This is a genomic window from Cobetia sp. QF-1 (assembly GCF_002213105.1).
GTDB lineage: Bacteria > Pseudomonadota > Gammaproteobacteria > Pseudomonadales > Halomonadaceae > Cobetia > Cobetia crustatorum.
The window spans coordinates 24,941-48,239 of the sequence record NZ_NBVS01000004.1; the positions used below are offsets into that span (position 1 = coordinate 24,941).

Here is a 23,299-nt window from a genome sequence, read left to right on the forward strand (position 1 = left end):
CGGTATCCCCGCGAGGGGGTACTGGCAAGCGCCCAAGGGGGTGTTTGCCAGTGCCTCACCACCGGCACTGACCCCAATCACAGGAGTTTATTCATGATCGACCTTAGCAAAGGCAGTCGTATCAATCTCGCCAAGGAAGCACAGGGCGCGACCAAGTTCACTCTGGGTATGGGCTGGGATGCACGCATCACCGATGGCGCCGACTTTGACCTCGATGCCTCCGCCCTCATGCTGGATGACGCTGGCAAGCCGGTGGGCGCCGACAAGTCATTGGTCTTCTACGGAAACCTGAAATCCCCGTGTGGCGGCGTCTCCTCTACCGGTGACAATCTGACCGGCGAAGGCGAAGGCGATGACGAAAGCATCATCGTCGACACTACCAAAATCGATGCATCCGTCGCGAAGATCGTGGTCGTGGTCACCATTCATGAAGCCGAGTCTCGTGGCCAGAACTTCGGTATGGTCGACAACGCTTACATCCGTATCCTTCAGGATGGCAAGGAAGAAGCCGTCGCACGCTACGATCTGACGGAAGACTATTCTGCTGAAACCGCCGTCATCTTTGGCGAGCTGTACAAGAAAGACGGCGATTGGCGCTTCGTCGCCAAGGGCGATGGCTTTGCCGGCGGCCTCGCTGCCTTCCTGAAAGGCTATGGCCTGCAGTAAGCCCTGCGACAAGGCTTAAGACAGGCTCGGCTTTCGGGTCTGCTTACTCGATATAATCTGAACATTCACCAGCGACAGGACGTTCACAGCGATGGCTATTTCTCTTTCCAAAGGCAGCAATATCTCCCTGAGCAAGGAATCGCCGGGGATTCGCAAAATTCATATCGGTCTGGGCTGGGACAATCGCGTCACTACCGGCGCCGAATTCGACCTGGATGCCAGTGTTTTCCTGCTCAACAGCGAAGGCAAGTGCCGCCAGGACAAGGACTTCATCTTTTACGGCAATCTGAAGTCCACCGATGGTTCTGTTGAGCATACCGGTGACAACCTCACCGGCGAAGGTGATGGCGACGACGAAGTCATCATCGTCGATCTGGAGAAAGTGCCGGCCGATGTCGAAAAACTGGCAGTGACCGTGACCATCCACGAAGCCGAGTCACGCGGCCAGAACTTCGGTGGTATCGAAAACGCGTTCGCGCGCATCGTCAATCTCGAGTCCAGCCAGGAAGTCGTTCGTTACGATCTGTCTGAAGACTACTCCGTCGAGAACTCGATGATCTTCTGTGAAGTGTATCGTCACAACGGTGAATGGAAATTCAAAGCCATTGGTCAAGGCTTCTCCAATGGCCTGGCCGGACTGGCAGGCAAGTATGGTCTGAGCGCAAGTTAAGCGCTGGCTGTACTGATGGCGGGGGCTACGGCCCCCGCCCCTATCTCGGAGTCTCAATGTCTACACGTTCAAAACTGCGTGCCGATTTCATCGGTGCAGTAGAAGGCGCTTTCTGGCTTGTCATTACCTGGAGCAGCTTTTGGCTTGGATTCCAGCAGCAGCCGTTGTGGTGCCTGGTCCCCATTACGCTGGGATCTATCACCATCGCAGTGACTTTTCTCTATCGCCCATGGGCTCTCGCACTTAGTCGATATCGTGTACGCCTCAGTCGCGTAGAAATGCTCTGGCATGTACTCGTTATCCCCTCACTGCTGGCAATGCCCCTCTGGATGATTCTGGAAAGATTGTTTGGTCCGATAACGCCTGAATATCAACTCAGTCTGGTGGCTGTACTGAGCCTCTCTGGCTGGTGCGTCTACGTACTGACTCAGTTGATCAAGCGGTCTTTCCAGAGTCTCCGCCTCAACAGGAAGCCTGCCGCATGACAGCTCAGACCCTCACACAGCACATTACCGCCGGTCGACTGGATCTTACACTGACCGAGGGTACTGAACGGCTCGATGAGCTGCTCACCTTTGCTTCTCGCCTCAATCCCCGCCGCGGCTATCTATTCGTCTCGCGCGTTCTTGGCAAACATGTTCCTGTCGATCCGCGCAAGATGGACCAAGTCCATGCCGAGTTAGCCCAGAAGATAACGCTGGCCGGTGACAGCGCCTATGTCGTCGGCATGGCAGAAACAGCCGTAGGACTCGGCGCTGGCGTTGCACGCCATCTTGGTCGCCTCCACTGTGACTGCATCTACCAGCACACCACCCGCTTTCTCGTACCCAAGCCATGGTTGCGCATCCGCGAGGCCCACTCGCATGCCGACACCATGCACATGGCCCACCTGAGCCAAGAAGCAGCAGCCAATGTCGCAAAGGCGACTGATCTGGTGTTGGTCGACGATGAAATCTCGACCGGCCTCACGCTGGCACAGTTGGCGAGTGAGCTGGTCGGTCAGGAAGTGTTGGCAAACATCACTCGCCTGCACATCGTCTCGCTGGTCAGCTGGCTGACAGACGACGCACGCGCGCGCCTGTTGGAAGCACTGCCGGGGCATCTCGAGGTTCACTTTGTTCAACTGATGGCAGGTACCTTCACCTTCACGCCAGACCCCGGATACCACGCTGTACTGCCGGCCGATGTCGATACCGATTTCTGTGATGTGCTGATACGCGAGCATCGATCAACCTCGACCATGCCGCTTGAGCAAGATGGCCTGTTCGGCAAGCGCATGAATCACGACGCCGACCCACTCCCTGAGGCACTGCAGACACGACTGGAACAATGTGGCGACCCCGCCACCACGGGCCCTGTCGTGATCTATGGCATGGGCGAATTCCTGGATGCGCCCTTTCGTCTGGCACTCGCCATGTCCCACGCTGGGCATGACGTGCGCTTCCAAAGTTCGACCCGCTCCCCCATTGCCATTGGTGATGGCATCGCAAGCCACCTTGAGATACCTGCACTGGGGCAGCCAGAGAAACGCCACTTTCTCTACAATGCCGATGCGACGCGCCATCCGATGGCGTTCGAGGGCGTCGAGGCGCCTCGCTATTCGGTTGCACTGGAAGATGCTCATCTCGCGCAGCCTCAGCAGGCTGATACCGCCCACCTCCCTACGGAGACGGTGTGATGACAGGGCGACTGATTCTGCTGACCGATCTCGATGACACCCTGTTCGCCAGTGAGCGCTCTCTCCCGGACGGCGCAACGCGCGCGCACATGGCGGCCGTGGATGGCGATGGACAGCCACTGTCGTACCAGACGCCACAGCAACAGCGTATATGGTCGTTATTCAGCGAGCAGGCTGACATTATCGTGCCAGTGACAGGCCGTACCAGTTATGCCCTTGATCGCGTGAATCTCACTTTCAAGGCCGACTATGCAGTGGTCAGTCACGGCGCACTTCTCCTGCACAATGGGCAGTTGCTACCGGCATGGCAGGAACATTTGGCTCCGCAACAAGCTGCCGCTCAGGCCAACATTACTCAAGCGCGCCGCGCACTGACAGAAATCCTCGAATATCAATTCCCGGGCGTGGTCCTGTCACTGCGTGAGCTGAGTGATCTCGAAGTCCCCGTCTATCTGTCAATCAAGGCACCGGAATCCCTGCCTCACGGACTCCATCAGGCGTTACATGACGTCGCGGCTGCACATGACCTCACGCTTCATATGAATCGCCGCAATGCTGCACTGCGTCCGGCATATACCTGCAAGGCTGCCACCTGTGACTATCTGCTGGAACAGGTGCTCAACCGTCAGCCCGAGGACACCGTGATCGCACTGGGTGACAGTCTCTCCGACCTGAAATTCATGGCCGCCAGTGACATGACCGTCATCCCGACACGCAGCCAGATCTGGCACCAACTCAAGGGACATGCCCAATGACCACGATGGTCGCGACGGCGCCGCTTCATGGCTCTTATCAGCCAGACGATTGCCGCTTCCTGTTGACCCCGATTGAGGGTCAGTTTCTCAGTATCGAGGAGAAGGAGCGCCGTATTCAGTCGGGTGAAGCACACTACAGCGAAATGATTCACCGTGAGCCCGCGCCAAGCGCTGAGTATCTGACGCTCTTCGATACCCTATGTACGCGCTACGCACCGCGACTGGCGAGAGAAGTTCGCCAGCTGGCACGCCAGTTACTGCTGGAATACGGTCGCAGTGAAGCGCCACTGGTATTGATAAGCCTGGTACGTGCCGGCACACCGGTCGGCGCACTCCTGCGCCGGGCACTGGTCGATCATGAAGAGCAGACTGCTGCACATTACAGCGTGTCTATCATTCGGGATCGCGGTATCGACCGTGCGGCACTGGACTATCTGCTCGATGACGTCGGTGTTTCACCGAGCCGCATCGTATTCGTGGATGCCTGGACCGCCAAAGGCGTCATTACCGGCGAACTGAAGCGCGACCTCAATCACTACAACGCAGCGCGCCGTAGTCGCCAGCAATCCGAAGTCCCCGTGCGCCTGGCCGTCATCTCCGATATCGGCGGCACTGCAGATTACGCCGCTACCTATGAAGATTACGCCATTCCTTCCGGCATCTTGAATGCTACCGTGTCGGGACTGGTGTCGCGCTCGGTCTTGAATGATCAGGTGCCACAAGGTGCCTTCCATGGTTGTGTCATCTATGGCGAGCTGGCCGAGCACGATCAGTCGCAGGCTTTCATCGAGCGCGTCGCGGCTCACCTGGGCGATAGCGTGGCTATCCGTGATGTCGTCACCCGGGATGACGACCGCCTGCGTCAACAGGCATTGATGCGCGAAATGCTGAGTCAGATTCGCAAGGACTATGCGGTTGAGGACATCAATCACATCAAGCCGGGGATCGCCGAGGCGACTCGCGTCATGCTCCGCCGCGTACCTGCGCTGCTCATGGTGCGCGACCGTGAACATCCCGATGTTGAGCACCTGCTGCTGCTGGCTGAAGAGAAAGAGGTTCCGGTGATCGTGAACGGCGACATGCCGTTTCATGCCTGTGCACTGATCAAGGCACTGGAGCGTGATGGACGACGCGACGAGGCCACCCAATGAATGAACTTTATGGGCATCTGGGCGCCTCGCTGTACGTGCCAGCCACGCATAAATCACTGGACAGCATCCTGAATGAAGGCTGCCACACGGCACGGTCACTGATCATCTGCACTGAAGATGCCGTCATCGACAGTGAAGTGACGTGGGCCGTTCGGCGACTGATCAAAGCACTCAAGACCGCACCGCTGGACGTGCCCTTCCTGCGCTTCGTGCGCCCGCGCTCTCCCCTTGTGCTGCAACAGATAATTGCATCGCCCGAGGCAATGGCACGCATCGATGGCGTGGTCGTACCGAAATTCGATGCTGAGACGGCACCGGCGTGGCAGGTCGTGCTTGAAATGGCACCAACGCTTGCCATCATGCCAACGCTTGAGACGCTCGCTCTGTTTCGAGACTCCACCACAGATGCGCTGCTGGAGGCCATTCAAGCACTGTCCAATCCCGTGATTGCCTTGCGTATCGGGGCAAATGATCTGCTGGGGGCTATCGGTCTCAAACGTCAATCCGGGCAGACCATCTATGACACGCCATTGCGCGGCACGCTGGAACGCATCATCACCACCTTCCGGCCTGCAGGCTATGAGCTAGCGGCACCTGTTTGTGACTTGATCGATGAAACGGACACGCTATCTCGTGAGATCACACAGGACATCGCGTGGGGCTTCTATGCCAAGACCTGTATTCATCCGAGCCAGATTGATGTCGTCGAAGCGCATTTCACTCATGCGCTGTCACGCCAGAAGGCGCAGGCAGACGCTTTGCTCCACTCAGATACTGCCGTATTCCGGCACGATGGACAGATGATGGAACAAACCTGTCATGCCACCTGGGCACGCCGCATCTCCAGCTTGAACGTCAACGCGACCTCGTGAATCAAGGAGAGAACCACATGATCAACCTCAACAAGCCGGACCAGACCGCCACTATCGACCTGACCAAAGGCAGCAGTGATTTATTGGTTCGCGCGCAGTGGGTCGACAACGGCGATGACAAGGATAATGACGATCTGGATCTACGCTGTTCGATTCTGATGCCAGACGAGCAGATGTACCTGATCGATGGTGCCTACCCTTGCAGTCTTGATGATGTGCCGTACGCGCGTCATCACGGTGACGTTCAAGGTGCCAGTACCGAAATGCCTGGTGAAGAGCAGATTACGGTTGCCCGTGACATCGCCAAGCGCATGGGCGGTCCGGTGGCACTGTGCTTCAGCGTCTACTCCGCTGTCGCCAATGGTGCGGTCGCTGTCGCCACGCTGAAGCCGCGCATGAAAATGAGTTTTGGCAGCCAGGAGGTGGTCTGCGATTACGACTTCACCCAGAACGCCGATGCCAATGTCGATGGCGTGTACACCTACATCATCGGCTATGCCATCGTGACTGAGGATGAAGTCATCCTTGCGCCGTCAGGCAAGACATCACGTCCCGGCCAGGAAGAAACCGCCTGGCTGGCATGGCACGGTACCTCCATCGACGTCGATATCTCCGGCCCTGCCGTGTTCAAGGGCGCTCAGGCTAATTACGCTGCCAAGTACAACGCCAAGAAACGCATTGAGCGCCACTTTGCCAATGTTCCGCAGCAGGCCACCAAGAAAGGCCTCTTCGGCAAACTGTTCAGCTGACGTATTCGGGCCATCCAACAATGGCCCACTCCCACTCTCTGCCGGGGCTCCGGCGCGCAACAAGGAAGCACATAACAATGGCTATCAATCTGTCCAAAGGTCAGCGCATCAGTCTCGCCAAGGATGATGGTTCCAAGCTGGATTACATCGAAATCGGTGTAAACTGGGGCGCCATCGAGAAAAAGAAACTGTTTGGCGGTGTGAAACATCAAGCCGTCGATCTGGATGCTTCCATCGGCATGTTCGATGACAGCGGCAAGATCATCGACATCATTTATTTTGGCCAGCTCACGTCCAAGTGTTCTTCCATCAAGCACAGCGGTGATGACCGTGTCGGTGATACCGGTGGCGATGACGGGCAGGATAACGAGGTCATTCAGATCAATCTCAACAAGGTGCCCAGCAACGTCACTCAACTAGCACTGGTCTTGAATTCCTTTAGCCAGCAGAACTTTGGCGAGATTCCTTTCGCTAGTGCGCGCATCCACAACGGCCGTGCCGGTCAGGGTGAAGTCTTTGCAACATTCGACGTGGCCAATGACGCGTCCTTCTCTGGCCGCGTCAGCATGATTCTGGGCAGTGTCTATCGTCACGGTGCCGAGTGGAAATTCCGCTCCATCGGTGTCGCCGTCGAAGCTCGCGACCTGAAAACAACGCTGGCTTCGTTTGCTCAGGACTACATCAGCGCGTAATCATCATGCCTCGGGAGGATGGGTCGGCCGCTAACGCCGGCCCTCTCGCTTATGAACAAGACTGCGCCCCCTCAGGATGAGGTCGTGTTATATGTTCGGTATTTTCTGGGGCAGGCTGCTTGTGAGAGCAAGATTCAACCCCGGGCCGAACTGATCAAGATCCGTGATGCCCAGAGCCTGATTGCATGGGCAGATACATGGGCCAGCGATGATGAGTGGCGACGTGCACGTGACAATGTAAGGTCACATCGCTACAAGTCACGTCACCATCTGGCACGAACCAATATCGATCAGGCTACCAAGGAAGCGTTAGAACAGCGCGCCAGGGTGCGCGGACTTCCTCTGTGGCGATATGTGCAACAACTCGGGCTGACCGAGGAGAAACTGGAGCACCTGGAGCAGCTCTACAGTACCAGTAGCGCCCGAGCCAGCCTCGGTGAGCCATGAAGAGTAACGTCCTGGGGCCAGCTGTCCCAGGTCTACGTACGCCACGAGACATGCCCTCGACACACACCATCTTTATATCTGTATAGAAACAAGCGACACTGAAACGAGGCATATGCAATATTGACAGTGATTGTGCTTAGTAATTCTCATCACATTTATATATTAATCAACACTACTATTAAAACTCCCCGCTATATATTTAATCTCTACACAGTCTCTTCCATGACATTATATTAAATTATTTATATCACCATTATTACATTGCTAGTCATGATATACGACGTACCCTTCGCCCATGTCGATATGCCATTATTCTGCTTCATATCATGATGATGACACCCTATTCCTCGCTCCCCTAACGCATCCAGCACACCCACGATATCGGCGACAGGCCGTATCTCGCTACGCCCCTCAATCAGGCAGTACTGCAATAGGTATCTCTTGCCTCTATTGATGACAAAAGTGTGATGACAATGTCTTTGGCTCCGACATGCCTCATGACAGTGCAATCGCTAGGCCGGCTGTCCGCCGACAGTGCATCGAAGACCGATGTTCGCGCACATCAACCGTCAACATATCCGTCATTTTGTGTCCTGCCGGAGGGAACATCGCCCTCAAGCCGCTGTTTTACTTACATGGCTATCTCTCTCGGCATGCTATGCGCTTTACCTATCCCGGGCAGTCACTCACATCCTGGCTGCAATATTCCCGATAAAGCGCTCGCGATGAGCAAGGAGCTTTCTCATGGCCACCACTCCGATGACAACTCTTTTCGATACCTGCCGGGCCATGACTGCCAAGGTCACCACGCAGAAATTCACGCGGTTATCTCAGCAAGCGAACATGACAGTCGAGGCGCCACAGACATCGTCTCATCAACTGCTCGACATGATGGCCATGGGCTACCAGGCTCCACCGCATCGCACGCGAACATTGCCTGAACTTCCAGTGCACGATACACGCAATTCCAGTGAGACCAGCGCATCTCTTGTCGCCCAGCAACAGGCAGTATTCCATCCCGAAATCAATCATAGAGTGCAGGCTGACTGGGAAACATTACATCGCCATCAAGCAATCACGCGCCGCGGTATGCTGGCATGAGCATCTATACCATTGGCATGGAATGCGGCATGCACATCCCACTGGAAAATAGCCTGACAGTGGGTACTCCAGACGTGCGCGTACAGCTCAAGCTGATCAGCGGGCAGTACACTGGAGAGAACCTGAGTCTTGCAAATGGGGCGATCCAACCGCTGACCGATAGCGATAATGTGTTGCTGACAAGCCTTGAGCGACAACTCCCTCGCCGCAGCCTGATCTGGACAACACGCGGCATCATGGAGATCGGTCGCGGTTGGCGCTGGCAAGCCTCCCCCGCGCATCCTCAGGCCCCGTGGCTAGATGCCGTTCATCATAGCTGGCCAAGTCATGCGCCACGTTGGCTACTCAAGGCACCAGTGGTGGTAATCACCGCGGATGCCCTGCCGCTTGCCAATCGCGCCCGTCATCAACGGGACCTGACCCGTCTATGGTTGAGGGCAGATACCGCCCTGATTTATCTCGCGACAGAGGCACGTGATTGCTGGCAGATGCATCAACATTGCGAGCCCCTTCAACTCGCCGGCGCTCAGCTGAGCGGGCCCCCTCTCGCGGCGCTGGAATTGGCCAGCTGACATTTGCATCATGCAGCGACGTTCAGCAACGACAATGCCCGCCTCGATTTTCGGGGCGGGCATTGTCGTTAGTCGCAGGAGCATTCAGAAAGTCATGCCTGACGCGGACATAACCCATCACACAAGGTACTGGAGACGAAGTCTGCCAATCGCTCCCAGTCTTCATCGGTCTGCGGGGCTCCGCCGAGATAATCGATCTGTGCTGCAAAATCAGCGTAGTGCTGCGTAGTAGACCAGATCAGATAGATCACCCACATCGGCTCAGCCTCGCGCAGCTTGCCCGCGACCATCCAAGCCTTCATCACGTCACAGCGCACCTGCACCCAGTCACGCAGCGCGCCGCTGAGATATTCGCGCAGAAAAGGCGCGCCACTGATGACCTCTGCCGCAAATAACCGTGACGCCTGCGGGGCCTGACGCGCCAATTTCAACTTGGTACGTACCAGCGCCTCCAACACATCTCGCGGCTCATCCTCGGGCGAAATATCTTCAAGCGATGCATTCCAACGTGTCAGCGTCTGCTCAAGCAAATGCACATAGAGTTTTTCCTTGGAACCAAAGTAATACAGCAAATTCGCCTTGGGCAGCTCTGCGACATCCGCAATCTGCTTCAAGGTGCTGCCACGATAGCCATGGCAGGCGAACACACACTCGGCAGCTTCAAGAATACGACTCTCCGCCTGCTCACGGGGAGAGCTGGCAGGAGCCGCGCTAAATTCCGCACTACGAGAACGTCGGACTTCAGCATACAGAGAAGAAGGGGGATCCGCGGGCATCGGCATCACTCATCAGGTCGGAAATAATCTTACGAACACACTCGCAACAGCACTCTCGGCAATCAGAATTGAGAGACACTCTTGGAAAAATACTCGCGTGACGGCGAGCTGGGTTCCCCCATACGCCTTGTCGGAGACAAAAATAACACATCAAGGGCTGACCAGTTGGTCAGATTGTAGCTGGAAATACAGAATGGCAGGGGTAAACTGATGATTAGACGCCGTAAATGCTCAATGCTGGCCATCGTCGCCGCATGCGCGCGTCCTTGAGTACAAGGCACCACAATGACAATACGACCTGACAGGATGCCCGCATGATCGACTTCACCTTGAATGGCCGCGCGTGTCGTCTGCCCTCGCCCCCCCCAGGCACCACCGTGCTGGAGGTACTGCGCGATTCACTGGGGCATGATGGCACCAAGGAGGGCTGCGCTTCTGGCGATTGCGGTGCTTGCACGATAGCGTTGCAGACACCGGGCCAATCTCTCACTACCGCCAATGCCTGCTTGATGCCAGCGCACCAACTGGAGGGCTGCGAGCTGATCACCGTAGAGGGATTAGCATCGCCTGATAGCAAGACACCTGCACTGTCTCCCGTACAGCAGGCGCTGGTCGCCACGCATGCCAGCCAGTGCGGGTTTTGCACGCCAGGTATCGCCATCAGTCTGGCCGTACTGCATGCCAGTCACCAGCAGCATGTGAGCCAGGGCAACGTCTTTGATGACCGCCAGCGTGATACGTTGATAGACCACGCACTCGGCGGAAATCTCTGCCGCTGTACCGGCTATCGTCCCATTCGCGAGGCTGCCCACCGACTACTGGCAGGTGAGTTTGGCACTGTCAACCTATCTGCCCACTCATCGTTACTGCTGGCGTCAGTGCCAGAGACCATCGTTACACCAACCATCGACAGCCACTATCATCGTCCCCGTACATTGGCCGCACTACTGGCATTACGCACCGCACAGCCTGATATGCCACTGATTGCCGGAGGGACGGACCTGATGCTGGAGCACACCCAGCGCCTGCGCGACTTTCCCGCACTCCTCGACGTGACTCAGGTAACAGAGCTGTGCCGTATCGATGAGGGTGAGCATGCTGGCCAATCCGGCTGGTGGCTGGGTGCGGCGGTCACCTATCGCCAACTGATGCCATTATTGCGTGAACACTATCCGGAGGCAGCGGACCTCCTCAATCGCTTGGGCAGTGAGCAAATCCGTAATCGCGGCACACTCGGCGGCAACATCGGCAATGCCTCACCCATTGGTGACATGCCACCGCTACTGATCGCCCTTGAAGCCTATGTTCAGCTGATGAATCAGCGCGGTGAACGCATTCTCAAGCTCGAAGACTTCTTCCTCGACTACAAGCGCACTCAGCTGATGCCCGACGAGATCATCCACTCGGTTTTCCTGCCGCGTCCAGTCAAGAGTCAACGACTGGCTGCCTATAAGCTATCCAAACGTCGCGACGATGATATCTCTACCTTGCTGGGGGTCTTCGCCTGGCGCCGTGATGCTGATGGAGGGGCACAACATTGGCGAATCGCCTTCGGCGGCATGGCTAGTATTCCCGCGCGCGCTTTCCACCTGGAAGCGCTGCTCGATGAGATACCTCTCGAATCTCTCACGCCGGCCACACTCAACCGCCAGACACTAGGCATGATAGAGCAGGCTACTGGTGCCGATTTCTCACCATTGTCAGATGTACGCGGCTCACGTGAATATCGCCTCAAGGCCGCCAGTCATTTGATTCCCCGCGTGGCTCAGCGGATTCTCAATGAGCAAGCAGCACACTCGGCCACCCATCATACTGCCAACACCTCTTCATCTCAGCCGCCGGAGAGCCTCGATGCGTACCTTGCACAGTCTTGATTCCGATCACGCCCACGCTCTCGAGCGCACGGCGAAGGACAGCCCCACGGGCCAGCGACATGCTCAGAAACACGAAAGTGCCGAGCGTCATGTCAGCGGTACAGCGCGTTACGTCGATGACCTGCCGCTGCCCAAAGGCGCGCTGCATCTGGCGATCGGCATGAGTGAGGTGGCTCACGGCACGCTCGACACGCTCGATCTGAATGCCGTGCGGGCCGCGCCCGGCGTGGTCTGTGTGCTCAGCGCTACCGATATTCCAGGCCATCAAGATGTCGGCCCCGTCTTCCCCGGCGACCCGCTATTGGTCAGCAATGTCATCAGTCACTACGGACAGGCGCTCTTCGTGGTCGCCGCTGACAGTGAGCGCGCCGCGCGACAGGCTGCCCGTCTGGCCAAGATGAGTGTCACGCCATTACCCATCACACTGGATCCACGCGTTGCCGCCCAGCAAGGGGATCTGGTACGTCCCACCCATACCCAGGCGCGCTTGAGCAATGGCCGTCCGGCTGATCTGGAGAGCGTAACGAAAGCACTCGGAAAATCCGCCTGGCAGGTGGAAGGCGAGCTTGAGAGTGGCGGGCAGGAGCATTTCTATCTGGAAAGTCAGGCTGCACTTGCACTGCCTGGCGAAGACGATGAAATACTGGTGCACAGCTCAAGCCAGCACCCTAGTGAAGTTCAAAAACTGATTGCCGAAGTGCTGGGCGTCCCTTTCCATGCGGTGACGGTCGAGACACGTCGCATGGGCGGCGGCTTCGGTGGCAAGGAAACCCAGGCCGCGCCGGTCGCGTGTCTGGCCGCGATGATTGCTCGCCATACCGGCCGCGCCGCTCGGCTGCGCTTGCCGCGTGGCGATGACATGCATCTGACCGGCAAGCGCCACCCCTTCCACCATCGCTACCAATTCGGCGTTGATGACAGTGGGCGCGTCGAAACGGCCATCATCACGCTCACTGGTGACTGTGGGCACTCGCCGGACCTGTCAGATGCCATTGTCGATCGCGCCATGTTCCATGCCGACAATGCCTATTTCCTGGGCAACGCCTATGTGCGTGGTATTCGCGCCCGTACCAACGTGGCATCGAATACTGCCTTTCGTGGCTTTGGTGGCCCACAAGGGATGCTGGCAGTAGAGGCAGCGATGGAGAATATCGCACGCCAGCTAGGACGTGACCCGCTCGAGATTCGCAAACGAAACCTCTACTGCGAAGGCCGTGACACCACACACTATGGCCAGCACGTCAATCAGCATCCACTGCTGGCAACGTTGATCGAGCAGCTCGAGGAAGAGGGGCATTACTGGCAGCGACGCGCCGAGATTCGCGCTTTCAATGCAAAAAGCCCAGTGGTCAAGAAAGGACTCGCACTGACACCGGTCAAGTTCGGCATCTCGTTTACCGCCAAGCATCTCAACCAGGCCGGCGCGCTGGTGCATATCTATACTGACGGCAGCGTACAGGTGAACCACGGCGGTACCGAGATGGGCCAAGGACTACACACCAAGATGATCCAGGTCGCGGCGCGCGAACTGGGCCTCTCGGTGGACAAGGTCCGCATCACGGCGACCCGTACCGACAAGGTCCCCAATACCTCACCCACCGCAGCAAGTTCCGGCGCGGACCTCAACGGCATGGCGACGCGCGATGCCTGCCTGCGTCTCAAGGCACGACTGTTGGACTTCGCCGCCGAGCACCTTGCGCAACCTCGTACAAGCCTGACACTAGAGGCGGGGGAACTCCTGAGCGCCGGCAGCGTACTGATGACATGGGGTGAGCTGGTACAGGCAGCCTATATCGAGCGCATCTCGCTATCCGAGAAAGGCTTCTACGCCACGCCCGATATTCATTACGACCGTGAGCGCGGTACTGGCCATCCTTTCTACTACTACGCCTTCGGTGCAGCACTCTGCGAAGTCGTCGTGGACACTCTGAGCGGTGAATACCGTCTCGAAGGCGCTGACATCCTGCATGATGTCGGTGACTCGCTGAACCCGGCCATCGATATCGGTCAGATCGAAGGTGGCTTCGTGCAAGGCATGGGCTGGCTGACCAGCGAGGAACTCAAGTGGAACGAAGATGGCCGCCTGCTCACTGATGGCCCTGCCACTTACAAGATCCCCGCGATCAGTGACGTACCAGCAGGGGCGCTCAGAGTACAGTTACTGGAAGGCCATCCCAACTCATCGGCCAGCATCTACCGCTCCAAGGCCGTCGGTGAGCCTCCTCTCATGCTAGCAATGAGTGTCTGGGCAGCACTACGTGATGCACTCGCTTCGATCAGCGATTACCGCCACGCAGTACGCCTCGATACGCCTGCCACACCAGAACGCGTAATGCTGGCCGCCAGCGTGCAGCGTGAATGGCTGAATGAATGGCTGAGTGAGCAATCCTTGCATGATCAGACCTCACAGAGTCAGCCACCACACGTGCAACCGCATCAGGTGACACCATGACGCACAGCCCTCCATCAACCGCTCTGCGTTGGTATCAGGCGTTGGAGCAAGCGCAGGCCGCATTGGCACCGCATGCATTGGCCACGGTCGTCACCGTGGCAGGCTCAGCACCGCGCGGCGCCGGCACCAAAATGTTGATTACACCAGCGGCACTACACGATAGCCTCGGCGGCGGGCGTCTCGAACAGCTGGTGGCGATACGTGCGCGCGCGCTGCTCAGCGCAGGTCATAGCGGCTGTCACCTTGAAGAGGTCGCGCTCGGTGCACATGCTCAACAGTGCTGTGGCGGCCATGTACAGGTGCTGATCGAAGTCTTCCCAGCCGTGGCACCACGGCTGGCACTTTTTGGTGCGGGCCATGTGGGGCAAGCCATCGTCGCCCTGCTCGCGCCGCTGGGCTGGCAAATTGACTGGCTGGATTCGCGTGAACAGCAGCTAGCCTCAGCGCACAGACCCCGTGGCTGCGAGCCTCATTTGCACTGTTCCACCTTCAATATTCTAATGCGTGACGATGCCGTGCATCCGCTACCGGTAGCAGCTGACAGCCATGTGCTGGTGCTGACGCACGATCACGTTGAAGATCAAGCGCTGGTGGCCGCGCTAGCGGTACGTAGCGACCTCGCTTCGCTGGGGCTGATCGGTTCCAGCAGCAAGTGGGCACGCTTTCATCAGCGCCTGCGCGCACACCTTGCCGCCAATGAGCTGGCACGCATTCGCTGCCCGATCGGTGTGCCCGGCATTCCTGGCAAGCGCCCCGAGGAAATTGCGATTGGTGTGGTCGCCGAACTATTGCAGCTGGAGGCCCTCCGTCACGCCAGCATCAGCGAAAGCTCACGGGCTGACCCCGCAGCAGCGTCGACACTTGATCAGTGCGGCCTATCACGTAAAGAGGCCCGCCAGCTGCGAACGCACTTTACCGCACCGGATTATCGGCAGTCCTCATCCGCTGTCACATCAGACTCGACGACCGACAGGACTGCCTCATGAATGACCGCCCCTCCCATGAACACCCCCGTCACGAGCAAGCCGCCTATCATCTCGACGCTGGCCGACTGACTCAGGCGCTAAGGGATGCCGCAACAGGTGCTGAGAATGTCAGCCTACTGCGGGGTGCCTTGCTGCACTTCGTGAATGACCCTGGTGAGTGCATGGAAAGTGACATGTCGGCCAACGAGCGCGCCGCCATCGAGTACTATCCGGACGCACTGCTGGTGATGCATGCCGGACACGTCGTGGCCGTCGGCAACTATCAGGCGTTAGCCTCTGACAGGACAGTCACACCGACCCCCTGTGCCGAGCTGGTGTGTCTGAGTCCGCCGCGCAAGGTCAGCGGCCTGATGATGCCGGGATTCATCGACACCCATGTCCACTTTCCGCAGTTGGATATCATCGCAAGCTACGGTCACTGCCTGATCGACTGGCTGAACACTTACACTTTCCCCGCTGAGCAACGCTTCGTGGACTCCGCATATGCCGCAGAGGTTGCTGACGTGTTCCTCGATGAGTTGCTGCGTCACGGCTCCACCAGCGCACAGGTATTTGCCACATCGCACGCTGGCAGTGCTGATGCCCTGTTCTCGGCAGCGCGTACACGCGGCATGCGCCTGCACGCCGGACGCGTGATGATGGACCGCAATGCACCCGCCTCACTGCTCGATAAAGGCCCGGCGGCCCTCAAGGATGATGAACGCCTGATCGCCGATTGGCATGGCCGTGATCGTCTCGGCTATGTGCTGACACCGCGCTTTGCCCCCACCTCAACACCAGCGCAATTGAAGGCCGCCGGTGAGCTGCTCAAGAGCCAGCCGGACCTTCACCTGCAGACGCACCTGGCCGAGAATCTCGATGAGCTCAAATGGGTCGCGGAGCTGTTTCCCGATAGCCGTGACTATCTGGCGGTGTATGAAGAGGTCGGGCTCAGTCATGAGCGCACCACCTTTGCCCACGGCATTCATCTTGATGACGCCATGCGTGCGCGGATTGCCGAACGTGGTGCCAGCATCGCCTTCTGCCCGACGTCCAATCTATTTTTGGGCAGCGGTCTGTTTGATCGTGACAGTGCACGCAGGCTCGGTATGAACATCAGCATTGCCACCGATGTGGGCGGCGGCTCAAGCCTATGCCAGCTGGAGAGCCTCAAGGCAGCCTATCAGGTCGGCCAGCTGCACGGTGCCGTCGCACATGATGCCGACGGACTGGCGGCGCGTGCCAATCAGCCACTGACTCCATGGCAGGGCTTCTATCAGCTGACGCTGGGCAATGCGCGCGCCATGCGTCTCGAGGATAGTATCGGCAATCTGCGTCCGGGCATGGAGGCGGATGTCATTGTGCTCGAACCTACGGCTACGCCGCTGTTGGCACGCCGTACACGCTGGGGACAAGCGGATCAGGTCGCACTGGAAGAGATACTGTTTGCGCTGATGATGCTGGGCGATGACCGAGCCATTCGCGAGGTGCATGTGGCGGGGCGTTGTCGGAAATACAGCGGCATATTGATGGCAGAGCACGAGACAACAGGAGTTACGTCGACACCTCCTTCATCTGAATCTCCTGTCACAGCATTAATGCCATAAGCGCATCACGATAATGACAACTCACTGACAAAAGATGATAAACCTCGCCATTGATGCCGAAAATTCACCATAAAGGTGCGCGAGGCGAGGATATTCAACGCAAAGTATACCCATTATGATGGCGCCATCCTCTACCAAGGTCGCAGGCAGTCCAGCATTACTACGCAAGGCACCTGCCCCTGAGAATTCAAGGAGCGTCATCATGACTCCCACCGCTATCATGCAGCAGCGTTACTCCACCAAGAACTTCGATCCGGCCCGCAAGATCAGCGCCGAAGACTGGAATGAGCTTGAGCAGGTATTGCGCTTCAGCGCGTCCAGCGTCAACTCCCAGCCGTGGCATTTCCTGGTACTGGAATCTGAAGAGGCCAAGGAGCGTTTCGCTCGTGCTGGCACTCGTGAGAAGTACGACTTCAACACGCCCAAGATCCTCAATGGCTCTCACGTCGTTCTGTTCTGCACCCGCAGCACTCTCGACGACCAGTACCTGGATCATGTATTGGAAAGCGAAGCCACCGATGGTCGCTTCACTCTGGGTGACCAGTTCAGCGACATGATGGATGGCGCGCGTCGCCTGTTCATTGATCTGCATCGTCACGAGTACAAGGACATGCAGCACTGGATGGACAAGCAGGTTTATCTGAATGCCGGTAGCCTCTTGTACGCTGCCTCCAGTATGGGCATCGATGCAGTGCCGCTTGAAGGTATCGATCCGGTCGGGCTGGACGCCGAATTCGGCCTGCGTGACAAAGGCTTCAATGCCTTGGTCGCCATCAGTCTCGGCTATCGCACCGACGACGACTTCAATGCCGGCCTGCCGAAATCACGTTTACCCGCAGACGAGTTGTTCACTCGCCTGTAAGACGTACCTGGCGTCGCGTTGCTGATCAAGTTCTTTGCTTTGATACCCGATAAGTCAGCAGCGCATTGCACCCTCTTCGCGAACGTGACACCTTTTCCCTCACACTCGCTCACGACAGGATTTCCGTCATGTCCCTCAAACTTATCGCTACCCTGACCTTCCCCGCCGACCAGCAAGACAAGGCCCAAGAAGTACTTGTCGAACTGATCGAGAAGAGCCAGGCCGATCAGGGCTGTCTGCAGTACGAGTGCTTTGCGGTCGACAAGAATGTCGCGGAAGGTGAGCCCGTACCGGAAGGCGACTTCGTCGTACTGGAAGAATGGTGGGATGAAGAAGCACTCGACGTGCATGTCGCATCTGAACATTTCCAGGCCTTCCTGGGTGCCTTTGCAGAAGGCGAGATTGGCTTGAAGATTCAGCGACTCAACAAACTCGACTGAACATTCAGCACCAGGACATTCGCGACTGAGGCTTTTACGGCCAGAGATGCATCATCAGCTTGCGCTGAAAACGCCAGATCCGCTCCAACGGGTCTGGCGTTTTTTGTTGTCGCCATCGGCCCTCACTCCAAACACCCATCAAACAGAGAAATCACCTGAACATGGTGTGCTTCTTGCTTATAATTGCTGACCCTACGATGGCTGCTCAGTGCCTTCCGCCCTCTTCGTCATACCGCACCTGCGGACAAGGAACGTTTCCATGGCCACTCCCAGCCAACTCGACACGCCACTCATTGGTTTGGAAGAGCAACCGTCCGCTCCACTGTCGGCACTCGCGGGTGCTCAGCACCTACTCGCCAGCCTGGCCGGCATCATTGCGCCCACGCTGATCATTACCAGCGCCCTGTCCCTTGGCGCCTATACTGCCAGCCTGTTGTCGATGGCTCTGGTGATGTCCGGTATCGCGACCTGGATTCAATCCCAGCGCGTCGGCCCGTTCGGTTCGGGCCTGTTGAGCATTCAGGGCACTAGCTTCAGCTTTGTCGCCGCCCTCATTACCGCCGGCCTGATTGCCCGCGCCCAAGGCGCCACGGATGAGCAGGTGCTCGCGATATTATTTGGTACCTGCCTAGCTGGGAGTCTGATCGAGATGGTGCTCGGCACTATCTTGCCGTGGCTCAAGCGAGTCATCACACCAGTCGTGACGGGAGTCGTAGTCATGCTGATCGGCCTGAGCCTGATCGAAGTCGGCATGACCGATATCGGTGGTGGCTTCGGTGCAGAAGACTTCGGTGCACCGGTCAATCTTGCACTGGCAGGCTGTGTGCTGATCACGGTACTGAGCTGTCAGGTCTCGCGCTATCCGTGGCTCAGAATCGCCTCGATTTTCCTCGGCATGGCAGTAGGCTGCACCATCGCTGCCATCGCTGGACTCTACGATGCCCCGCAGTTGGCCGATGCAGCACTGATCGCCCTACCGATGCCGGCCACGCTGAGCTCTGGCTTTGACTTCTCGTTGCCCGCCTTCTTGCCGGTCGCGTTCATCTTCATGATCACGGCCATTGAGACGGTGGGTGACCTCACCGGTAGCGCGCGCGCCTCGGGACTACCAGTCAATGATGATGTGCACCAGAAGCGTCTACGCGGTGGCGTGCTCGCCGATGGCCTCAACTCAGCGCTAGCAGCGCTGGCCGGTACCTTCCCAAATACTACCTTCAGCCAGAACACCGGCGTGATTCAGCTCACTGGCATCGCCAGTCGTCATGTCGGCCGCTATGTGGCGGGCTTCCTGCTGCTGCTTGGCCTGTCACCCTTTATCGCCACCCTGCTGACACAGATGCCACGCCCAGTGCTCGGCGCGACCACCACCTTGATGTTCGCGCTGATTGCCGTCTCCGGCATTCGTATCCTGATGGCACAGACCATTGGCCGTCGCGAGATGATGATCATTGCACTGTCACTCGGGCTGGGCTTGGGTGTCGGCATGGTGCCAGAAGTGCTGTCTGCCCTGCCGCACGCTTACTCTGATGCACTGCGTTCGCCGATCACCATGGGGGGCCTGACTGCCATCATCGCCGAACTGCTGCTGCCGCAGATCGATGACAGCGAGACGCTGCCTGCCACGTCATATTCCGGCGAGGTGCCTGATACCATCAAGGCCGATCAGGAACATGCTTAAACACTCATATCCAAGCCTCTAATCACCGGGTCATCGGGCATCAGTGTCGATAAAAGCATCAGTGCCCGATGCCCTACCGAGATATCACCATGCACCTCAATCGCACCGACAGTGAGCTGCTCAATCTGCTGATCAAGGACGGCCGCATGTCGTATGCCGACATCGCCCGCAAGCTCGGCATCTCACGCGCCCATGCCCGTACCCGCGTTCAGGCGTTGGTCGAAAGCGGCGTGATCGAACAGTTCACTGCCGTCATCAATCCCGACAAGCTGGGCAAGGGCATCTCGACCTTCGTGGACCTGACCGTCGCACCCAGTGCCATCGAGCACATTGCCGAGGAGCTATCCGGCTGCGTTGAGGTCGTCAGCCTCTACATCATGAGCGACCTCAAGAGTCTGCACATCCATACCCTCACCGACAGCTACGATGCCTTTGATACCTTCGTGCGCGAACGCATCTTCAACCGCGACGAAATTCTCTCGGTCGACTGCAAGTCACTGATGACGCGCGTCAAACATCGCCGAGGCGGCGCACGCCTCTAGGCACGCCCTGCAGACGACCAAGACCGTGCACCACGCGCAGTCCAAGCCACAGGAATCCGAGCGGAAACAGCACCGTCTGGGTGATGAACAACATGGTGAGATCAATCACCTTGTCAGTCATCGCATCAAAACCTTGCGTCACAGTGGAGATCGGGCCACCAGCCCAACCTTCCATGCTGCCCTTGAACTGTTGCCACCAACTGCGCTCTTCGTGGTCACCGCCAACCTGTTGGTCCGCCGCCTCTGCCAGCTGTTGCTGCGTGATGCTGAGCTGCGCCATCTGGGTATCACGGCTGTCGTCGAGAAACGCCTGGCCTGCCGCACCACTGGCCAATGCCACGCTGAGCACCGCAAATCGCAGCACAATCCCCAGCAATGCCAACCGCAACAGGCCTGCCGTCAACAGTGACGTCATCGGACTGAGGCCTTCATCATTACCCATGCCACGGCCGTCATCAGCGCCACGCATGAGCCCCATCAGCACCATCAACCCCGCCAGTCCACAGGTGATGCTTGCTACTGCCTTGATAATCAGTGAGCCGGAAATACCCAGCAGCAATTTCTGAAGCGCAAGTGATCCTGTCGCAGCGAACATCACCCACGAAAAGCGTTCGATCATGTCATTGGCGGGGTCCAGTGCTTCTCCGGGCGACACCTGGAAGACCTGAAGATCAATCGTCGATGACTGCAGCACTGAGATGGTGGCGTTCAACCCCTTGGCGATCGCAAAGGCACTGAAAGCCTGCCCCAGTGTTTCATCAAGAAACTCAAGCGCCCAGCGCTGCGGTGTCTCCCACCAGGCAAGCCCTGCCATGACGAATAACACCACGACCAACAGCCCGCGAGCGATCATCGGTGTGCGCGCTCGCGGGGCTGACCTAGTGGTGAAGCTCGTCTGCGACTGGCTGTCTTGGGCGTGCGCCACAGCCGAGGTGGCAGGAGCAGACGGGCGAAAGGATGACGCGTCAGGATCGTGCGAGGACATGGACAGGCTCCGTCAGTGCAAAGGCGCATGATGCCATTACCGTTCAAGGCTGTCGCACCAGTGTCTGTTCTCGTCAGCGCTGATCTCACCAACCTTATTTCTCCTCTCTTTACCTCATTACATTGCACTATCAGGAAGCACCTGCACCATCTCGTGCCACACATGACATTTGTACATCACCGCCCCACATCCGAAAGACAGATGACTATCAATGGCACATCTATCACGCACAAATGCACGCTATGCGCGAAAAATGCGCCGTTTGTCAGTCATGAAAGACGACAATTACGCAACACTGCGCGCCGTTCAGTGCAATCAATGACGCATTGAGGTCGTAATAAATTAGTTTTCCGCCACATAAAACTATTATAACCGATTGAATATAAACAATTTTACCATAATTACTTGAGATGGCACACGCTTTGCAATGTCTAGGACGTAGCAGCGTGACGAATGAAAGCCCTCAAGATGACAAATGATATCCACTCGCCTCTCTGCTGCCGGCAATACCTCTACAACAAGATCGCTGGCCATGATGTCAGCGCGCCGTTCAGGCACTCCCTTGTGACCTCGCACCCCGCCGGTGGAGGGACGCCAAGGGCACTACCGGTCATCCGTCCGCAGGAGATCTCCCCATGACATTCGATCGTCGCAAGTTTCTCGGTGCCGCACTGGCCACCTCTACCGCTGGCCTGGTCATGGCCGCACCCGCCATCGTGCGCGCCGATACCAAGAAGACCTATCACTGGAAGATGACCAACGCTTACGGACCAGGCTCCCCTTTCTATGTGGAAGGCCCCGGAAGTCCGACCGACTTCTGCCGCAAGGTCGAGGAAATGTCTGGCGGACGCATGAAGATCCAGCACTTTGCCGCCGGTGAATTGATCCCCGCGCTTGAAGGTTTCAATGCTGTCGCCAGCGGGGTGGTGGAAATGAATGCCGGCAACGCCTATTTCTGGGCGGGCAAGATTCCTGCAGCGCAGTACTTCACCACCGTGCCCTTCGGCATGAATACTCAGGGCATGAACGCCTGGCTATATCACGGTGGCGGCCTTGAGCTATGGCACGAGCTTTACGCCCCCAAAGGACTGATCGCCTTCCCAATGGGCAATACCGGCGTGCAGATGACCGGCTGGTTCCGCAAGCCCATCAATACGGTCGAAGACTTTAAAGGCCTGAAAATGCGTATCCCGGGTCTGGCCGGCAAGGTCTACGCCGAGCTTGGCGTTGCCGTACGTCTGCTGCCGGGCGGCGAGATATTCCCGGCGCTGGAGCGTGGCGTCATCGACGCTGCCGAATTCGTCGGCCCTTATCAAGACCGTCGTCTGGGGCTTCAGAAAGCCGCCAAGTACTACTACACCACTGGCTGGCACGAGCCGACCAATGTCACCGAGCTGATGATCAACAAGTCCGCCTGGGAAAGCCTGCCGGAAGACCTGCAAGCCATCGTCAAGGCTGCTGCGGCCGCGTGCAATGTCGAAAGTCAGGCCTGGTGTGAATCGGTGAACGCCGAGGCACTGACGGATCTCGTCGAGAATGAAGGTGTCATCGCGCAGCCATTGCCTGATGACGTCGTTGCCCGCCTCAAGGAAGTGACCGAGAAGACACTGACCGACATGGCAGCGGCTGACCCGGATACCGCCCGCGTACATGAATCCTTCATGGCATTCCGTGAGCAACACAAGGCATGGGCTGCCATCAGCGAGAAGACCTTCCTGGCGCTCTAAAAACGCCGTATTGACTGCTGTTCCTGCGGTTCATCACT

At 57.8% G+C, this 23,299-nt stretch carries 23 protein-coding genes; 21 read left to right on the plus strand and 2 right to left on the minus strand.

What is annotated here, in order from left to right; translation table 11 throughout:
* The first annotated feature begins 93 nt into the window (after positions 1–93).
* The 12 genes from CFN46_RS08600 (at position 94) to CFN46_RS08660 (ending at position 9,353) form a co-directional block, all read left to right on the plus strand.
* Entirely contained in the window at positions 94–666 is a 573-nt protein-coding gene (locus tag CFN46_RS08600) for a TerD family protein (protein ID WP_035160145.1), read from the plus strand.
* A gap of 91 nt (positions 667–757) precedes the next feature.
* Positions 758–1,336 carry a TerD family protein gene (locus tag CFN46_RS08605; RefSeq protein ID WP_024952694.1) on the plus strand — a complete coding sequence of 193 codons (579 nt, stop codon included), beginning with the start codon at positions 758–760 and terminating at the stop codon, positions 1,334–1,336.
* A 56-nt stretch (positions 1,337–1,392) separates the two neighbouring features.
* Positions 1,393–1,821 (plus strand): hypothetical protein, encoded by a 429-nt coding sequence (locus CFN46_RS08610; RefSeq protein WP_024952693.1) that lies wholly within the window; start codon positions 1,393–1,395, stop codon positions 1,819–1,821.
* On the plus strand, positions 1,818–3,014 hold the full coding sequence (locus tag CFN46_RS08615; protein WP_088743267.1) for a phosphoribosyltransferase domain-containing protein: 1,197 nt from the start codon (positions 1,818–1,820) through the stop codon (positions 3,012–3,014). Before CFN46_RS08610 ends, CFN46_RS08615 begins: the two co-directional genes overlap by 4 nt.
* On the plus strand, positions 3,014–3,769 hold the full coding sequence (locus CFN46_RS08620; RefSeq protein WP_088743268.1) for a hypothetical protein: 756 nt from the start codon (positions 3,014–3,016) through the stop codon (positions 3,767–3,769). Before CFN46_RS08615 ends, CFN46_RS08620 begins: the two co-directional genes overlap by 1 nt.
* A complete protein-coding gene (locus CFN46_RS08625; protein ID WP_088743269.1) occupies positions 3,766–4,920 on the plus strand; it encodes a cysteine protease StiP family protein in 1,155 nt (384 codons plus the stop codon). Before CFN46_RS08620 ends, CFN46_RS08625 begins: the two co-directional genes overlap by 4 nt.
* A complete protein-coding gene (locus CFN46_RS08630) occupies positions 4,917–5,792 on the plus strand; it encodes an aldolase/citrate lyase family protein (RefSeq protein ID WP_088743270.1) in 876 nt (291 codons plus the stop codon). The genes CFN46_RS08625 and CFN46_RS08630 overlap by 4 nt, the downstream gene beginning before the upstream one ends.
* Positions 5,793–5,809: 17 nt before the next feature.
* Positions 5,810–6,541 carry a hypothetical protein gene (locus CFN46_RS08635; protein WP_024952688.1) on the plus strand — a complete coding sequence of 244 codons (732 nt, stop codon included), beginning with the start codon at positions 5,810–5,812 and terminating at the stop codon, positions 6,539–6,541.
* Positions 6,542–6,618: 77 nt separating this feature from the next.
* Positions 6,619–7,233, plus strand: coding sequence for a TerD family protein (locus CFN46_RS08640; RefSeq protein WP_024952687.1), 615 nt, complete (start codon positions 6,619–6,621; stop codon positions 7,231–7,233).
* 84 nt (positions 7,234–7,317) lie between these two features.
* Positions 7,318–7,680, plus strand: coding sequence for a hypothetical protein (locus CFN46_RS08645; protein ID WP_141103648.1), 363 nt, complete (start codon positions 7,318–7,320; stop codon positions 7,678–7,680).
* Positions 7,681–8,424: 744 nt separating this feature from the next.
* Entirely contained in the window at positions 8,425–8,781 is a 357-nt protein-coding gene (locus tag CFN46_RS08655; protein ID WP_024952684.1) for a hypothetical protein, read from the plus strand.
* Complete coding sequence (locus CFN46_RS08660; RefSeq protein WP_024952683.1) at positions 8,778–9,353, plus strand: hypothetical protein; 576 nt, start codon at positions 8,778–8,780, stop codon at positions 9,351–9,353. The genes CFN46_RS08655 and CFN46_RS08660 overlap by 4 nt, the downstream gene beginning before the upstream one ends.
* Before the next feature lie 92 nt (positions 9,354–9,445).
* Here CFN46_RS08660 and CFN46_RS08665 read toward each other — a convergent pair whose 3' ends face one another.
* On the minus strand, positions 9,446–10,129 hold the full coding sequence (locus tag CFN46_RS08665; RefSeq protein ID WP_024952682.1) for a TetR family transcriptional regulator C-terminal domain-containing protein: 684 nt from the start codon (positions 10,127–10,129) through the stop codon (positions 9,446–9,448).
* Between the two features lie 314 nt (positions 10,130–10,443).
* On the opposite strand from CFN46_RS08665, the gene CFN46_RS08670 reads away from it, so the two are divergent.
* The 8 genes from CFN46_RS08670 to CFN46_RS08710 all read left to right on the plus strand — a co-directional run bounded on the left by CFN46_RS08670 (position 10,444) and on the right by CFN46_RS08710 (position 20,549).
* Positions 10,444–12,003 (plus strand): xanthine dehydrogenase small subunit, encoded by a 1,560-nt coding sequence (locus CFN46_RS08670; RefSeq protein WP_088743273.1) that lies wholly within the window; start codon positions 10,444–10,446, stop codon positions 12,001–12,003.
* Positions 11,981–14,455, plus strand: a complete 2,475-nt coding sequence (xdhB, locus tag CFN46_RS08675) for a xanthine dehydrogenase molybdopterin binding subunit (protein WP_088743274.1) — start codon at positions 11,981–11,983, stop codon at positions 14,453–14,455. Before CFN46_RS08670 ends, xdhB begins: the two co-directional genes overlap by 23 nt.
* The gene (gene xdhC, locus CFN46_RS08680; protein ID WP_088743275.1) at positions 14,452–15,441 is read left to right on the plus strand and encodes a xanthine dehydrogenase accessory protein XdhC; all 990 of its coding nucleotides are present in this window, start codon (positions 14,452–14,454) and stop codon (positions 15,439–15,441) included. Before xdhB ends, xdhC begins: the two co-directional genes overlap by 4 nt.
* The gene (gene guaD, locus CFN46_RS08685) at positions 15,438–17,027 is read left to right on the plus strand and encodes a guanine deaminase (protein ID WP_024952678.1); all 1,590 of its coding nucleotides are present in this window, start codon (positions 15,438–15,440) and stop codon (positions 17,025–17,027) included. Before xdhC ends, guaD begins: the two co-directional genes overlap by 4 nt.
* A 202-nt stretch (positions 17,028–17,229) precedes the next feature.
* Positions 17,230–17,889, plus strand: coding sequence for an oxygen-insensitive NAD(P)H nitroreductase (gene nfsB, locus CFN46_RS08695; protein ID WP_024952677.1), 660 nt, complete (start codon positions 17,230–17,232; stop codon positions 17,887–17,889).
* A gap of 128 nt (positions 17,890–18,017) precedes the next feature.
* Positions 18,018–18,329, plus strand: a complete 312-nt coding sequence (locus tag CFN46_RS08700) for a putative quinol monooxygenase (RefSeq protein WP_024952676.1) — start codon at positions 18,018–18,020, stop codon at positions 18,327–18,329.
* Between the two features lie 259 nt (positions 18,330–18,588).
* Positions 18,589–20,007, plus strand: a complete 1,419-nt coding sequence (locus tag CFN46_RS08705; RefSeq protein ID WP_024952675.1) for a uracil-xanthine permease family protein — start codon at positions 18,589–18,591, stop codon at positions 20,005–20,007.
* Positions 20,008–20,096: 89 nt separating this feature from the next.
* Positions 20,097–20,549: an Lrp/AsnC family transcriptional regulator gene (locus tag CFN46_RS08710; RefSeq protein WP_024952674.1), complete on the plus strand. Its 453-nt coding sequence runs from the start codon at positions 20,097–20,099 to the stop codon at positions 20,547–20,549.
* On the opposite strand, the gene CFN46_RS08715 is transcribed toward CFN46_RS08710, so the two are convergent.
* Positions 20,518–21,534 (minus strand): hypothetical protein, encoded by a 1,017-nt coding sequence (locus CFN46_RS08715; RefSeq protein ID WP_088743277.1) that lies wholly within the window; start codon positions 21,532–21,534, stop codon positions 20,518–20,520. The two genes, CFN46_RS08710 and CFN46_RS08715, sit on opposite strands and share 32 nt — an antisense overlap.
* A 635-nt stretch (positions 21,535–22,169) precedes the next feature.
* Between CFN46_RS08715 and CFN46_RS08720 the strand changes: the two genes are divergently transcribed.
* Positions 22,170–23,261, plus strand: a complete 1,092-nt coding sequence (locus CFN46_RS08720; protein ID WP_088743278.1) for a TRAP transporter substrate-binding protein — start codon at positions 22,170–22,172, stop codon at positions 23,259–23,261.
* Positions 23,262–23,299 lie beyond the last annotated feature (38 nt).